The organism is Geomonas paludis (assembly GCF_014193585.1).
GTDB lineage: Bacteria > Desulfobacterota > Desulfuromonadia > Geobacterales > Geobacteraceae > Geomonas > Geomonas paludis.
In genome coordinates, this window is record NZ_BLXY01000001.1 from 64,469 (window position 1) to 78,583 (window position 14,115).

Consider the following 14,115-nt stretch of genomic DNA (forward strand, 5'->3'; position numbering starts at 1 on the left):
AAAGCAGGGAAAATTACCATACTGCCGGAGCTATGAAAAGTGTTTTCTCAGAGAAGGGCGCAACGCGTTCCTTGACTTTGGTCAAGGCGCCTCGACCAGCCGAGGTTTATGCTGGCGGCGCTGTTAAAGCCTGCAACCCGATATCGTGGAAGGAGTCTCCGCATGAAGAAAACGCTTTTGGTCCTGTCGCTGCTGCTTGTCGCCCCCGCCGCCTATGGCTTCGAGTGCAACGTCTGTCATAGCAAGAACCCGGCGATGGTGAAGATGCACAAGGCGCTGAAAGGAAGGAACTGCTTCGACTGCCACAGGATGGGCGAGAAGCTGATGGGCAAGGGGATCCCCAAAGACAAGGCCGCCCAGATCAAGCGGCGCGAGACGGAAGAGATCTGCTTCGAGTGCCACAAAAAATAGAAGCCGTTCTACGTTCTACGTTCTACGTTCTACGTTCTACGTTCTACGTTCTAGGTTCTACGTTGGGGACGCCGCCGGGCACCTCTTTCCCGGCTGGCACGTCAACGCATCACGCACCGCCCTCACCCTCCCCTCTCCCAGAGGGAGAGGGTTTTTTATTGCCTTGGTCCCCCCTCCCCTTGCGGGAGGGGGTTAGGGGGTGGGGTAAGGTGCCATCACTGCCCACTTCTTGCGGCTTCACCCACCCCCCCGCCCCCTCCCGTCAAGGGAGGGGGAGAACGAAGGCTCCGAAACTTTGACCCGGCTTTTGCCGTCTCCCCCTCGCCCTCCGGGAGAGGGTCGGGGTGAGGGTGCCTTGCCCCACCCGCATAACTCACCGATTCCCTTGCACCTTCTCCCTCCTCCGCTATAATTTCCCCTTCAGTGCTATGAATTCCAGGAGGATGCATGACCCGCCCGGCAGATTTCTCCATCCGCACCAAGTTCTTCGGCCTGATGTCTTTGCTCCTGATCGCGCTCCTGCTCGCCTCCGGCATCTTCCTCTACCAGCGCCAGAAGGACTTTGTAATCCGCTTCGCCGTGGACAACGCCCGCAGCTTCGCGACACAGCTCATCGAGACCCGCGAGTACATGTCGTCGGTGGTGAAGAACGAGCCGGAAACGAACTACAACCTGGTGCCGCAGGTGGTGGCGACCCAGGTGGCCAAGCGCGTCACCCAGAACAGCAAGTTCTACGTGCGCCAGGTGTCGCTGCGCTACCGCAACCCGGAAAACCGCCCGGACGCATACGAGACCGCTCAACTGCAGAAATTCATCAAGGACCCCACCGCGGAAAGCTACGACATCGTACAAAACGGCGACACCAGCTTCTTCCGCTACCTGCAGCCGATGCGCGCCACCCCTTCCTGCCTGGGGTGCCACGGCAGCTATCAGCACGCGCCGGACTTCGTCAAGAAGCGCTTCCCCCCCGGCCACTATTCCTACAACTACCAGGTCGGCGAGGTCATCGGCGCCGTTTCGGTGAGCATCCCGGTCAAGGACCTGTACGCCCAACTGGGGGCGAACTTCAAACTCGACCTGCTGGCCCGCGGGCTGGTGTTCCTCATCGTCACCGTCGTGATGGGCATCATCATGAGCCGGCAGATCATCCAGCCGGTGAAGGCCCTCTCTGACCGGATCATCGATGTCACCCGGACCGGCAACTACCAGGAAAGACTGCCACAGAGAAGCCGCGACGAGATCGGCATGCTCATCGCGGCCTTCAACGAGATGATGGAGGAACTCTCCCACCGCACGGTCCAGTCGCGCGAGGCGGACGAGCGCTACCGCCGCTTCATCGAGGTGGCCGCCTCGGCGGTGGTCACCTTCCTCAAGAACGGCAAGATGGTCATCGTCAACGAGAAGGCCGAGGCGCTCTTCGGCCGCAACCGGCAGATGCTGCTGGGTGAATCCATCTTCGATTTCCTGGAAGCGGGGGAAGAACTGCGGCAGCGCATCGAGCAGCCAGGCGAGTTCAAGGAGGAGACCACGCGGCAGCGGGTGATCAGCGCGACCGGAAAACCGGTCACCGTCGAAATGGTCGTTTCCGCCTCCAAGGCAGACCGGGAGCCGCTCTACACCGCCATCCTCCGGGAGCGTAACGGCGGCTAAGGCAGCGGAGAGAGAGAAAGTTTTGCCGTGCCGTCGCGTGTTGTGCTAGAGTGTGCCGACAAAATCAAGGAGAGTTAGATTCCATGGCAAAAGCAGGTAAAGAACTTTACGTAGGCAGCCTGTCCTACGATGTCACCGAATACGAGTTGCAGAAGCTGTTCGCCGTTTCCGGCACGGTCACCTCGATGCACCTGATCAGGGATCCGGAAACCGGCCAGTTCAAGGGGTGCGGCTACGTCAGGATGTCCACCGAGGCCGAGGCGCGGGATGCCATCGACTCCCTGGACGGCGCCTGGCTCATCGATAAGCACATCACCGTCTCCTACGCCAACCCGCAGAAGATGAAGGCGGGCGGTGGCGGCGCCAAGGGCGTCCCCAGGTGGCAGATTGAGGCCGCTGAGAAAAAGGCGGCGGCAAAGAAGGCAGCCGCGGCGGCAGCGGCAGCGCCTGCAAAGCCTGCATCAAAGCCGGCGGCTAAGCCCGCAGCCAAGTCATCGACAAGTCCCGCCGCCAAACCGGCCGGCACCAGACCCGCCGCAGCCAAGGCCGGGGCGGCCAAGGCCGGAGCGGCTCGACCGGCAGGGGCTGCCAAGCCTGCTGGTGCAAAACCGGGATCGCGTCCCGGCGGCGCCGCCAAGCCCGGCAGCAGAACCGGAAAACGTTAACAGCCCTATCCCTCTGACTCCTCCCTCTCCCTCCGGGAGAGGGCCGGGGTGAGGGCGTCACTACCAGGCAACATCTCACTCACAGGCAACGCCCTCACCCGGCCTTCGGCCACCCTCTCCCGCAGGGCGAGGGGAAACATCGCCAGCTTCACCCCGCTTCCTTAGCACGTCCCACCTTCCCTTCTAACCAGCAACCGTCTATACTACGCCTCATGATAACCCAGGAGATGATCAAGAACTTCCCCACCTCCCCCGGCGTCTACCTCATGAAGACTTCGGACGGCACCGTCATCTACGTCGGCAAGGCGCGCAACCTGAGAAACCGCGTGCGCGCCTACGTCGGCGACACCCGGGACTCCCGCGTCCACATCCGGTTCATGGTGCAACTGGTCGAGTCGGTAGACTACCTGGTCACCGACACCGAGAAGGAAGCGCTGATCCTCGAAAACACGCTGATCAAGCAGCACCGCCCCAAATACAACATCAACCTGCGTGACGACAAGACCTACTTCTCGCTGCGCATGGACATGAAGGAAGAGTTCCCGCGCCTGTCGCTGGTAAGAAAGATCCCGTCCGACGGCGCGCGCTACTTCGGCCCCTACTCCTCGGCCACCGCGGCGAAGGAGGTGCTGAAGCAGCTCTACAAGATGTTCCCGCTGCGCCACTACCCGCTGGCGACCTGCATGGCGCGCAAACGCCCCTGCCTCTATCACCAGATCAAGCAATGCTCGGCCCCCTGCTGCGGGCTGATCACCAAAGAGGAATACGCGGCCCTCGCCGAGGGAGCGGCGCTGTTCCTGGAAGGGAAGAACACCGAGATCGCCCGCCTCTACCGCGCCAAGATGAACCAGGCGTCCCAGGAGATGCGCTACGAGGACGCGGCCCGCTACCGCGACCTGGTGCGCGCCATCGAAGTCACCGTGGAGCGCCAGAAGATGGTGGCGCAAGGCGGCGACAGCGACGTGTTCGGAGTGCACCGCGAGGGGGACCAGATGCAGATCGCCCTGCTGCACATCCGCGGCGGCACTGTGACCGGCGGCCGGACCTTCCTGTTCGGTTGGGAACTGGAGACCGAGGAGGGGCTGGCCTCGTTCCTGAACGAGTACTACGACCTGGACGCCCCGCTCCCCCCCCAGGTGCTGATCCCGTTCCCCATCCCGGAGCCGGGTCCGCTCGAGGAGCTCTTATCCGAAAAGGCGGGCAAGAAAGTGCTCATCGCCGCACCGCAGCGCGGTCCCAAGCTGGAGATGGTGAAGCTGGCCCAGAAGAACGCGGAGACGGCGGCGCAGGAGCGGCTGGCCAAGGAGAGTTCGTCGGCAACGCTGTTGACCGAACTCGCCGAGAAGCTGCACCTGTCCCGCACCCCGCGAAGGATCGAGTGCTACGACATCTCCAACATTCAAGGGGAGATGGCGGTCGGGAGCCGGGTCGTCTTCATCGACGGCAAGTCCGACAAGAACCTGTACCGGCGCTACCGGATCAAGGGGGTGCTCCAGTCCGACGACTTCGCCATGATGCGCGAGGTGCTGTCGCGCCGTTTCAAGGCGGAGACCACCGAGGAGCAGCCCGACCTGATCGTGGTCGACGGCGGCCTTGGGCAATTGGGAGTACTGAACGCGGTACTGGACGAGTTGGGAGTGACCGGGGTGGAGGCGGCGGGCCTCGCCAAGAGCCGCACCTTCAGGGACATGGAAAGCGAGGAGATCTCGAAGAGCGACGAGCGGGTGTTCCGCCCGGGGCGCAAGAACCCGATCACGCTTCGACAGAGTTCGGCGCCGCTGCTGCTGTTGGCGCGCATCAGGGACGAGGCGCACCGCTTCGCCGTCACCTACCACAAGGCCGTGCGCAGCAAGGTCCTCACCGGCTCCAGCCTGGACCAGGTCCCGGGGATCGGCGCCAAGAGGAAGAAGGCGCTGTTGAAGCACTTCGGGAGTTTGCGGGGGGTGCAGGGGGCGACGCTGGAGGAACTGAAAGCCGCACCGGGGATGACCGAGAGCGCGGCGAAGGCGTTGTGGGAACACCTGCACCAGGGGACAGAAGACGCCTAGATCACCTCTCTCCGCCGAGTGCCCTCTCCCCCCGGGAGAGGGTGGCCGAAGGCCGGGTGAGGGAGATGCCACGAAGGTAAGGTCCTGCCTGTGCCGCCGCCCTCACCCCCGCCCCTCTCCCGAAGGGCGAGGGGAGATAAGCAGAACACAAATACAAAGGGGGCGCCGGTTTATCCGGCGCCCCCTTCTCTTTATCTCGTCACCGCCGTACTGGCGGCGTATGCTATTTCCCTTTCTTCAGATCGAACAGGATCAGCTTGGCGATGGCCTTGAGGGTCTCGAAGACCCCTTCGCCGGTGGTGGCGCAGGCTTCGAAATCGGGAACATTGGTCGGGTTCAGCTCGCGACGCAGTTCGTCGACGCTGACCACGTTGGGGAGGTCGCGCTTGTTGTACTGGATCACGTACGGGATCTTGTCCAGGTCGTACCCCTGCTCGATCAGGTTGATGCGCAGGTTCTCGACGCTCTCGATGTTGGCGTCCATGCGCTCTTCCTGGGAGTCGGCCACGAAGACCACGCCGTCGACACCCTTCAGGATCAGCTTGCGGGAAGCGTCGTAGAAGACCTGTCCGGGGACGGTGTAGAGGTGGAAGCGCGTCTTGAAGCCGCGGATCTCGCCCAGGGCCAGCGGCAGGAAGTCGAAGAAAAGGGTGCGCTCGGTCTCGGTCGCGAGGCTGATCATCTTCCCTTTCGCGTCGGCCGCGGTCTTCTGGTAGACGTACTGAAGATTGGTAGTCTTGCCGCACAGACCCGGGCCGTAGTAGACGATCTTGCAGTTTATTTCACGGGAAGCGTAGTTGATGAAGGACATCCTACATTACCTCTTATAAATTACTGCACCACAGGGTTTTCCGGGGCGCGCGCTGCCACCCCATCCCACCGAAGCATGCCGGTTAGCTGAACAGGTTGTCGATATCGTCGTCGGTGATTTCGGCAAAGGGGAACTCGCTGTCGCCGCTCTTCTCCTTCTCCTCGTTCTTCTGCAGCAGACGGTTGAAGATGGCGGTGAGTTCCTCGGAGGCTTTCTTGACCCGCAGACGGACCAGCCCCAGCGAAGAGCGGGTGTCGAAGAGCACCACCAGGATGACGCGGCCGGCGACGATGGAGATGTGCAGGTTGTCCTTCTCGCCCTCGTGGAAGAGGATGGAGAATTCCTTCTCGCCGATCAGCTTGGCCAGACCGCCCGTGGCGGCGATGTTGCCGGCGGTGAGCGAAGCAAGCGAGGTGGTGTCGAAGCGCTCGGTCTCGCCGCAACCGGTGATCAGCTGGCCGTTTTTGTCCACCAGGAAGATCACCTTCGCGTTAGCCTCGCGCAGCAGCTTCTCGAGCGCGACGTTTATCTGTTTGAATTCCTCATCGTACATAATCAACTGAGGATTCGACATGAATGTCTCCTTGGTGGGGGGGTACTTTTGCTGCGAAGCTTATTCTATAACAGAAGCGTTACGCCATTTCAAGGTAATTGCCTGAGCGATAACCGCTCCTTACACGCCCGCTATGCCACGCGCCGCCTTCAGGAGCAGGGCAACCTTCTCCGGATCACCCGCCTCGCTGTACAGTCTGAGCACCGGCTCAGTCCCCGAGGGACGTATCAGAAGCCAGGCGCCGTCCTCGAAGATGAACTTGAAACCGTCGCTGAAATTGTGGCGCGCGACCGCGAAGCCGGCGATGCTGGTGATGCCCCCCTCCTGCATCCGCTCCAGCAGTTGCCGCTTCGCCTGCGGGTCGATGGGGAGGTCGATGCGGGAGTAGTGGAAGTGGCCGATCTCGTCCATGGTCTCTTCCAAGAGGGCCCGCAGCCCCTTGCCGCTCATGGCCATCGCCTCCAGGAGCAGGAGCCCCATCAGGATGCCGTCGCGCTCCGGGATGTGCCCCTTGACGCCGAGGCCGCCGGACTCCTCCCCCCCCATGAGGATGTCGTTTTCCAGCATCATCTCGCAGATGTGCTTGAAGCCGATCTGGGTCTCAAAGAGTTCCAGGCCGTACTTTTGCGCCAGGAGGTCGATCATCTGGGTGGTGGAGACGGTCTTGACCACGGCGCCGCGCACCCCTTTCCTCTCGTAGAGGTGGCGCAGCAGCACGGTGAAGATGCGGTGCGAGGAGAAGAATTCGCCGGTCTCGTCGACGGCGCCGATGCGGTCGGCATCGCCGTCCAGGGCCAGCCCCACCTGGAAGTTCCCGGCCTCGACCAGCGCGGACAACTCGCCCAGGTGCTCGGCGATCGGCTCGGGGGGGTGGCCGCCGAAGGAAGGGTTCTCGGCACCGTGGATCTCCTCGAGGCCCGGGACCAGCAGCGGCAAAAGGCCGGATCCGGCACCGAACATCGGGTCCACCACCGCCTTGATGCCGGCGGAGCGGATCAACTCCAGGTCGACGTAGCGGCCCAGCTGGGCCAGGTAGGGAGCCGTGGCGTCGAAGAGCTCGACCTGCCCGGTCGCCTGCGCTTCGGCCAACTCCAGCGCCTGCACCGGGCGGGACGCGGCCTGGTTCTCGGCCACCATCTGCTCCAGCACCTTGGTGGTGGAAGGACGCGCGGAGCCGCCGAAGGATTCCTTGACCTTGAAGCCGTTGTAGCGCGGCGGGTTGTGGCTGGCCGTGATCATGACCCCGGCGCCGGCCTTTTTCTCGTGAACCGCCCAGGAAACGGCGGGGGTGGGTGCGTACTCCTGTGAGAGCCAGGTCTTGATGCCGTTGCCGGCCGCGATGGCGGCGACCCGCTCGGCGAACTCCTTGGAGAGGAAGCGTCGGTCGTAGCCGATCACCAGTCCTTTTTGCGCAAGACCCTGTTTGTGCAGATAATCCATGGTGGCCTGCGCCACCAGGGAGAGGTTTTCAAAGGTGAAGGTGTCCGCGATGACTCCGCGCCACCCGTCGGTACCGAATTGTATCTGCAAGAGCAATCCTCCATAAACGTTAATGATGGGGCATTTTCCACGGCGGCGCCTGATCTGTCAACCCTTACTTGCCCGAAAAGCTTTGAAGTGGTTGACCGCAGCCGGGGATTGGCTTATAAGGATGCAACGATTACCAATCCCAGAGGAGGTACGAAAACATGCTGAAGAGATTCATCTACGCTCTGATCCTGGGGCTCTTCCTGGCGGGCGGCGCAGTCGCCGCCGAGACGAAGAACCCGGTGGTGCTGATCGAGACCAACCAGGGCAACATCAAGGTCGAGTTGAACCAGGAAAAAGCGCCCATCTCGGTCAAGAACTTCCTCGACTATGCGAACAGCGGCTTCTACAACGGGACCATCTTCCACCGCGTCATCCCCAACTTCATGATCCAGGGTGGCGGCTTCGGGCAGGACCTGAATCCGAAAGCGACCAAGGCCCCGATCAAGAACGAGGCGGCCAACGGGCTGAAAAACGAGCGCGGCACCATCGCCATGGCCCGCACCATGGTGGTCGACTCCGCCACGGCGCAGTTCTTCATCAACACCGTGAACAACGACTTCCTGAACCACAGGCCGGGCGGTGGGCAGATGGGGTACGGCTACGCCGTGTTCGGCAAGGTGCTGGAAGGGATGGACGTGGTCGACAAGATCGCGGCCACCAAGACCGGCAAGGGCGCCAACGGCATGCCGGACGTACCGCAGACGCCGATGATCATCAAGAGCGTCAAAGTCCTCAAGTAAGCAAAAAGGGGCGCCGCGAGGCGCCCCTTTCCTTTTCATCTCCCCTTGCGCTGCGCCAGCAGCATCAGGTTCCCCACCGTAAAGATCAACGCACCGATGAATGCCGTCAACGCACCCGGCTCCTTGTGCACTTCGAAGAGCGCCACCGGCACCGGGCTGAGCGCCACGTCCTTGACGTAGATGCCGTACCCCTTGTGAAAGAGCGGCTGGTTGGGCTGCACGGCGTGCAGGCCGTCCGAGAGACGGAGGTCGGCGCGGTAGCCGCTCATCATCCCCATGGGCCCCACCTGCCCCGTAATTCTTTCCACAACGACCCGCTCGCCGTCCGGGAAGCCGAAGGAGTCCCCCTGCGGCAACTGCATCTGCTGTTTGAAGCCGCCGTAGGCGGAGAGGAGGTGCGCCAGGACGATGAGCAGGAAGCCCGCGTGCATCAGGTGCGGCGCCACGCTGCGCCCTTTGCGGCGCAGGGCGTCGATGGAGCAGACGAGGGCGTTGACGAAGAGGACCGCGATGCAGGCGACGCAGAGCCAGAGCCACCAGGAGTAGCCCAAGGGCGCGCGCTGCAGCCAGAAGAGGAGCGGCATGTCGTTGAGGCCGCCCTGCTCCGAGCTGGCGCTGGAGAAGGAGCCCAGGGCCAGGGTGACCATGACCCCGGTCATGAGCCAGAGGCCGAGGTTGAGGGAGGTTAGTCGAGAGTAGATGGCTTTCAGCACTTTCACGCTCCATAAATCAAATGCATCGCACACGGATTTCGCGGAAACCAAGGCAATAACTGCGGATAAATCTTATAGATGAACACCGCCTTTGAATTCGCCTTTGCGCAAAGCCTGCTTTACATCATTTGAGAAAATTATTCTCTTGAACTGCGGTTTTTTACCGAAGTTCAGGAGCAACCCTAGTTCCTTATCCGACGCTTTAAGATAATTCGTCAGTTGAGCGTAATGCTCGTCACGTAATGCTTCTGCAGCTTTTAACTCGAGGATGACAACGTCTTGGACAACGACATCGGCGAAATACTCTCCTACGAGCAAGCCGTCGTAATAGACTGGAATTTTCGGTTGCTGATTAACCTCAAGCCCCAACTTAGCCAGCTCGATCACCAGAGCGTTTTCGTACACCTTCTCCAGAAATCCAAAGCCCAAAGTGTTATAAACTTTGAAAAACCCCTTCAGTATCCTGTCCGTTGTCTCTTCATGAATCATTTCAACCTCCCATGCCCGAGAAATTGAAAAGATTCTACCGTACGGAATCCGATTTTAATCCGCTCTAATCAGCTTACTCCGTATAATCCGTGTGCGACACCGTTGACTTTGCCTCTAGAAGCTGTGCGAGCTCCGCATCAGCATGCTGACGCCCAGGTAGGTGAACAGCGTCACCAGGAAGCCGACGATGCCCAGCCAGGCGAAGCCGCGCTCCCAGGCCTGCCCTTTCAGGCGCAGGTGCAGGTAGAGCGAGTAGAAGATCCAGAGGATGGAGGTCCAGAGTTCCTTCGCGGTCCAGAGCCAGTAGGTGCCCCAGGCGTAGTAGCCCCAGATGCCGCCGGAAACCATGGAAAGGGAGAAGAAGCTGTAGCCGACCAGCGCGGCGCGGTACTGCAGGTCGAGCGCCGGCTTGCCGCCGCCCTGCAGGAAGGCCACGCCCAGCAGCGCCGCGATGCCGAAGAGGGCATAGGCGAAGAAGGCCAGCGCCACGTGCAGCTCGAACCAGTAGGTGTCGAGGATGGGCGGCAGCGGCATGTTGATGGTCGGGAAGGGAAGCGCCAGGGCGGCGAAGAGGCCGGCCAGCGCGCCGCACCCCCAGCAGAACCAGCGCACGCCCCGGGTCTGGTGGCTATAGATGAAGGGGAGCGCCATCAGGCCGAGCGAGCCGGAGAAGAAGGCCAGGGTGTCCTGGGGGCCGATCAGGGGGAGCCGTCCCAGCCCCATGCCGCGCGAGGCGAGGTAGGCCAGGCTGCAGCCGAGCGCCGCCACGAAAATCGGCCGGCGGATGGAGGCGACGTAGAGCAGCGCGGATGTGATGAGAAGCCATTTCATAGGGAACCCAGAAGCTTTACCACAGAGGACACGGAGGTGCACAGAGGGCACAGAGAAAAACCAAAAATAAAGGTTTCAGGTTTTCTCAGATTTCCTCAGATTTTCTCCGTGGCCAATGGTTTGGTTTATTTGTAGCTTTTCCTGCGGAACAGGCCGGTCTTCAGCGAGGCGATGCGGTCCAGGAACAGGAAACCGTCCAGGTGGTCCATCTCGTGCTGGATGGCCACTGCCTCGAAGCCGGAGGCCTCGAACTCGCGCACGTTGCCGTCGGGCTCGGTGAAGCGCAGGGTGAGCTCGGTGGCGCGCTCGACGTCGCCGGTGTAGTCCGGCACGCTCATGCACCCCTCGCGCATCACGGCGCCGCCGCTCTTGGCCAGGATCTCCGGGTTGATCATCAGCAAGAGGCCATGGTTGTTCTCCTTGCCGTGACGGTTCTTAGAGACGTCGATGACGCAGACGCGGCGGGAGACGCCGATCTGCGGCGCGGCGACGCCGACGGAACCGGGGCCGGCGTGCATGGTATCCACCAGGTCTTCGATCAGCTCTTTTATCTCATCGTCGATGGCCTGCACCGGGGCGCAGACCTGCTTCAATATCGGGTCGGGATAGACGACTATCGGTTTGACTGCCATATAGAAATCAGAGGGAGACCGGCGTAATGAGTCGCACCGAAATCTCCACACTCAGCTCCTTTTTCAGTTTTTCCAGCAGGGCGGTGACATCATCCACCGAGAGCCCCTGGGGCAGCGCGGCCTCGAGCACCAGCACGTACACCGGCTCGCTCGGCTTGCCGATCAGCTTGGTGTTGAGGTCGGCGATGCTGACGCCGCGGTCGGCGAGCTCGCGGGTGACGCGGTAGACGATGCCCGGCTTATCGGAACCGTACACGGAGATCAGGCACAGTTCGCCTTCCGGCCCCTGATAGCAGACCTCGTCGTCCTTCAGGGTCCTGACGAAGGCGGAAAGCCCGGTGCCGGCGGTCTTGGCGGCGAACTCCTCTTCCAGCTTCTTCTTGGAGAAGGGCTTCTCGTGGGAGACGATCAGGATCATGGCGAACTCGCCACCGAGCATGGTGCAGCTGGAATCCTCGACGTTGCAGCCGAGCTTGTAGAGCACCTCGGAGGTGTCCGCAACGATGCCGGTGCGGTCCTTGCCGATGATGGTGACGGCGAAATGAGCCAGGTTAGGCTTGCGACAAAGGTTCATTGGGCCTCCTTCTAAAGGTCCGTGGTAATTGGCGGTAAGGGGGACAGGCACCTGCGGAGCCAGTCCCCTTGAGCTGGTAACGGGGACTGGCTCCGCCAGGTGCCTGTCCCCTTGCCTAGATCTTGTTGATAAACACTTCTCGGGGCTTGCTGGTGCCGTCGGAGGGGCCGATGACACCTTCCTGCTCCATCTTCTCGATGATGCGGGCGGCACGGTTGTAGCCGATCCTCAGGCGACGCTGGATCATGGAGATGGAGGCCATCTTCGCCTCGGCCACCAGGGCCAGGGCGTCGTCGTAGCGCTCGTCGACTTCTTCCTCCTCTTCGCCGCCTCCCTTCTCGTCGGAGGCCTTCATCTCCAGGATGGACTTCTCGTAGACCGGCTTCCCCTGCTTCTTCAGGAACTCGACCACGCGCTGCACCTCGGAGTCGGAGACGAAGGCGCCGTGGGCGCGCAGCATCTTCGAGGTTCCCGGCGGCAGGAAGAGCATGTCGCCCATGCCCAGGAGCGATTCGGCGCCGTTGCCGTCCAGGATGGTGCGCGAGTCGATCTTCGAGGAGACCTGGAAGGAGATCCTGGCCGGGAAGTTCGCCTTGATGAGACCGGTGATGACGTCGACCGACGGGCGCTGGGTGGCGAGGATCAGGTGGATGCCCGCTGCACGCGCCATCTGGGCCAGGCGGGCGATGGATTCCTCGATCTCGCGACCGGCCACCATCATCAGGTCGGCAAGCTCGTCCACGATGACCACGATGTACGGGAGGTGGCCGTGCTCCAGCTGCTCTTCCTTGGCGAGGAACGCCTGGATGGCAGCCTCGCGCGCCTCCATGTCATCCGGATCCTCTATCTCCTCGACATCCTCGATGATCTCGTCGACCACCACGGTCTCGCGGGCCAGGTTCTCGGCCTTCTCTTTCTCCTCCCGCTCCAGTTCGCGGTTGTAGGAGTCGATGTTCCTGACCCCCTTGTCCGACATGAGCCGGTAGCGCCGCCCCATCTCCTCGACCGCCCACTTGAGCGCGAGTGCCGCCTTTTTCGGGTTGGTGACGACCGGGAGCAGGAGGTGCGGGATCCCCTCGTAGACCGAGAGTTCCAGCATCTTCGGGTCGACCATGATCACCCTGACGTCGGTCGGGGTGGAGGTGTACAGGAGCGACAGGATCATGGTGTTGATGGCGACGGACTTACCGGAACCGGTGGCGCCGGCGACCAGTAGGTGCGGCATCTTGGCGAGGTCGGTGACCAGCGGGTTGCCGGCGATGTCCTTGCCCAGCGCCATCGGGAGTTTCATCTTGCCGCGGTGGAACTGCTCGGTGGCGAAAATCTCGCGCAAGGAGACCATCTCGCGGTCGCGGTTGGGGAGCTCGATGCCGACCACGCCTTTGCCCGGGATCGGGGCCACGATGCGGATCGAGTGCGCCTGCAGCGCCATGGTCAGGTCGTCCTGCAGACCGGCGATGCGGCTTACCTTGATGCCGGGGCCCGGGGAGAACTCGTACATGGTGATGACCGGGCCGGGGCAGATTTCCACCACCTCCCCTTCCACACCGAAGTCCTTGAGTTTTTTCTCCATGAGCCTCGCGTTCATGGTGAGCGTTTCTTTGTCCTGGCGCTTGGCGCCCTCCGGAATCGGGTCGAGCAGGGACAGCGGCGGCGTCTTGAAGTCCCCCTCGGCCTTGATGAAGTCGAAGGCCTCCTGCACCGGGGCGGTCTTCTTGTCGTCCTTTTTCTTTTCCTTCTTGGCCACCGGCGCGGGGACCGGGGGCGGCACCACGGCCGGCTTGATGATCGGGGCCGCGTGCTGCCGGGGTTTCTCTTCCTTCTCCCCCTTCTCGGAGGCGAGCTCGCGCTGCAGGGCACGGCGCTGCTTGCTCTTCTCCCAGCTCTCCTTGAGGGCGGTCAGCCACCAGTTGGCGAACAGGACGAAGGAGAAGCGCGACAGGAGCATGGCGCTCGCGGCCAGCATCGGGAGCAGGATCAGCAGCGCGCCGATCTTGCCGAAGGCGCGCTTGAGCAGTTCCGCACTCTGGTACCCGACGAAGCCGCCGGTCGGGACCCGCTGCCCGAGGAACTCGGTGAACTGCAGGTTGAAGGCGAACAGGCCGGAGATGGAAAGCACCAGCAGGCCGAAGCCGACCAGCTTGTAGCGACGCCACCGGATGGGGTCGGAGCTGAAGGCGCGGTAGGTCAGGTAGATAAGGGTGCCGGGGAAGATGTAGGCGGCCAGGCCGAAGAGCTGCAGGAAGAGGTCGGCCAGCTGCGCGCCGAAGCGCCCGCCCAGGTTCCTGGTCTGGGCGAAGGTGGAGACGCTGTTGAAGGAGAGGTCCTCGCCGTGGAAGGAGGCGAGCGCAATGAACAGGAAGATGCCGGCTACGCCGAACGCCATCCCCTTCACTTCCTTGGTCACCTTTTCCTTTTTTTCTATCTTCTCTTCAGTCGTCATTAAGCACCTGTGTTAGAACCAAAAG

General features: G+C 62.1%; 14 protein-coding genes. 5 read left to right on the forward strand and 9 right to left on the reverse strand.

What is annotated here, in order from left to right; all coding sequences use genetic code 11:
* Positions 1 to 162: 162 nt before the first annotated feature.
* The 4 genes from H7687_RS00310 to uvrC all read left to right on the forward strand — a co-directional run bounded on the left by H7687_RS00310 (position 163) and on the right by uvrC (position 4,774).
* Positions 163 to 411, forward strand: coding sequence for a cytochrome c3 family protein (locus H7687_RS00310; protein WP_183343921.1), 249 nt, complete (start codon positions 163 to 165; stop codon positions 409 to 411).
* Positions 412 to 858: 447 nt separating this feature from the next.
* A complete protein-coding gene (locus H7687_RS00315) occupies positions 859 to 2,061 on the forward strand; it encodes a c-type heme family protein (RefSeq protein WP_183343923.1) in 1,203 nt (400 codons plus the stop codon).
* Between the two features lie 83 nt (positions 2,062 to 2,144).
* A complete protein-coding gene (locus H7687_RS00320; protein WP_183343925.1) occupies positions 2,145 to 2,726 on the forward strand; it encodes an RNA recognition motif domain-containing protein in 582 nt (193 codons plus the stop codon).
* 212 nt (positions 2,727 to 2,938) lie between these two features.
* Positions 2,939 to 4,774 (forward strand): excinuclease ABC subunit UvrC, encoded by a 1,836-nt coding sequence (gene uvrC / locus H7687_RS00325; RefSeq protein ID WP_183343927.1) that lies wholly within the window; start codon positions 2,939 to 2,941, stop codon positions 4,772 to 4,774.
* A gap of 223 nt (positions 4,775 to 4,997) precedes the next feature.
* On the opposite strand, the gene H7687_RS00330 is transcribed toward uvrC, so the two are convergent.
* The 3 genes from H7687_RS00330 to H7687_RS00340 all read right to left on the reverse strand — a co-directional run bounded on the left by H7687_RS00330 (position 4,998) and on the right by H7687_RS00340 (position 7,668).
* Complete coding sequence (locus H7687_RS00330; RefSeq protein ID WP_183343928.1) at positions 4,998 to 5,585, reverse strand: GTP-binding protein; 588 nt, start codon at positions 5,583 to 5,585, stop codon at positions 4,998 to 5,000.
* Between the two features lie 82 nt (positions 5,586 to 5,667).
* Positions 5,668 to 6,159 carry a roadblock/LC7 domain-containing protein gene (locus H7687_RS00335; RefSeq protein ID WP_183343930.1) on the reverse strand — a complete coding sequence of 164 codons (492 nt, stop codon included), beginning with the start codon at positions 6,157 to 6,159 and terminating at the stop codon, positions 5,668 to 5,670.
* A 99-nt stretch (positions 6,160 to 6,258) separates the two neighbouring features.
* On the reverse strand, positions 6,259 to 7,668 hold the full coding sequence (locus H7687_RS00340; protein WP_183343932.1) for a phosphoglucomutase/phosphomannomutase family protein: 1,410 nt from the start codon (positions 7,666 to 7,668) through the stop codon (positions 6,259 to 6,261).
* Between the two features lie 158 nt (positions 7,669 to 7,826).
* On the opposite strand from H7687_RS00340, the gene H7687_RS00345 reads away from it, so the two are divergent.
* Positions 7,827 to 8,408 (forward strand): peptidylprolyl isomerase, encoded by a 582-nt coding sequence (locus H7687_RS00345; protein ID WP_183343934.1) that lies wholly within the window; start codon positions 7,827 to 7,829, stop codon positions 8,406 to 8,408.
* A 35-nt stretch (positions 8,409 to 8,443) separates the two neighbouring features.
* On the opposite strand, the gene H7687_RS00350 is transcribed toward H7687_RS00345, so the two are convergent.
* The 6 genes from H7687_RS00350 to H7687_RS00375 all read right to left on the reverse strand — a co-directional run bounded on the left by H7687_RS00350 (position 8,444) and on the right by H7687_RS00375 (position 14,090).
* A complete protein-coding gene (locus H7687_RS00350) occupies positions 8,444 to 9,121 on the reverse strand; it encodes a cytochrome c biogenesis ResB family protein (RefSeq protein WP_183343936.1) in 678 nt (225 codons plus the stop codon).
* A 72-nt stretch (positions 9,122 to 9,193) separates the two neighbouring features.
* Positions 9,194 to 9,610 carry a GxxExxY protein gene (locus H7687_RS00355; RefSeq protein ID WP_183343938.1) on the reverse strand — a complete coding sequence of 139 codons (417 nt, stop codon included), beginning with the start codon at positions 9,608 to 9,610 and terminating at the stop codon, positions 9,194 to 9,196.
* Positions 9,611 to 9,724: 114 nt separating this feature from the next.
* Complete coding sequence (locus H7687_RS00360) at positions 9,725 to 10,441, reverse strand: cytochrome c biogenesis protein (RefSeq protein ID WP_183343947.1); 717 nt, start codon at positions 10,439 to 10,441, stop codon at positions 9,725 to 9,727.
* Positions 10,442 to 10,566: 125 nt separating this feature from the next.
* Positions 10,567 to 11,073, reverse strand: coding sequence for a peptide deformylase (gene def / locus H7687_RS00365; RefSeq protein WP_183343949.1), 507 nt, complete (start codon positions 11,071 to 11,073; stop codon positions 10,567 to 10,569).
* Between the two features lie 7 nt (positions 11,074 to 11,080).
* Positions 11,081 to 11,647, reverse strand: a complete 567-nt coding sequence (locus H7687_RS00370) for a glycine cleavage system transcriptional repressor (protein WP_183343951.1) — start codon at positions 11,645 to 11,647, stop codon at positions 11,081 to 11,083.
* 115 nt (positions 11,648 to 11,762) lie between these two features.
* On the reverse strand, positions 11,763 to 14,090 hold the full coding sequence (locus H7687_RS00375) for a DNA translocase FtsK (protein WP_183343953.1): 2,328 nt from the start codon (positions 14,088 to 14,090) through the stop codon (positions 11,763 to 11,765).
* Positions 14,091 to 14,115: the final 25 nt, after the last annotated feature.

Bases quoted from the DNA above. Each gene is read 5' to 3' on its own strand.
- H7687_RS00310 (WP_183343921.1), top strand. From the start codon at position 163: ATGAAGAAAACGCTTTTGGTCCTGTCGCTGCTGCTTGTCGCCCCCGCC.
- H7687_RS00315 (WP_183343923.1), top strand. From the start codon at position 859: ATGACCCGCCCGGCAGATTTCTCCATCCGCACCAAGTTCTTCGGCCTG.
- H7687_RS00320 (WP_183343925.1), top strand. From the start codon at position 2,145: ATGGCAAAAGCAGGTAAAGAACTTTACGTAGGCAGCCTGTCCTACGAT.
- uvrC (WP_183343927.1), top strand. From the start codon at position 2,939: ATGATAACCCAGGAGATGATCAAGAACTTCCCCACCTCCCCCGGCGTC.
- H7687_RS00330 (WP_183343928.1), bottom strand. From the start codon at position 5,585: ATGTCCTTCATCAACTACGCTTCCCGTGAAATAAACTGCAAGATCGTC.
- H7687_RS00335 (WP_183343930.1), bottom strand. From the start codon at position 6,159: ATGTCGAATCCTCAGTTGATTATGTACGATGAGGAATTCAAACAGATA.
- H7687_RS00345 (WP_183343934.1), top strand. From the start codon at position 7,827: ATGCTGAAGAGATTCATCTACGCTCTGATCCTGGGGCTCTTCCTGGCG.
- H7687_RS00355 (WP_183343938.1), bottom strand. From the start codon at position 9,610: ATGATTCATGAAGAGACAACGGACAGGATACTGAAGGGGTTTTTCAAA.
- H7687_RS00360 (WP_183343947.1), bottom strand. From the start codon at position 10,441: ATGAAATGGCTTCTCATCACATCCGCGCTGCTCTACGTCGCCTCCATC.
- def (WP_183343949.1), bottom strand. From the start codon at position 11,073: ATGGCAGTCAAACCGATAGTCGTCTATCCCGACCCGATATTGAAGCAG.
- H7687_RS00370 (WP_183343951.1), bottom strand. From the start codon at position 11,647: ATGAACCTTTGTCGCAAGCCTAACCTGGCTCATTTCGCCGTCACCATC.
- H7687_RS00375 (WP_183343953.1), bottom strand. From the start codon at position 14,090: ATGACGACTGAAGAGAAGATAGAAAAAAAGGAAAAGGTGACCAAGGAA.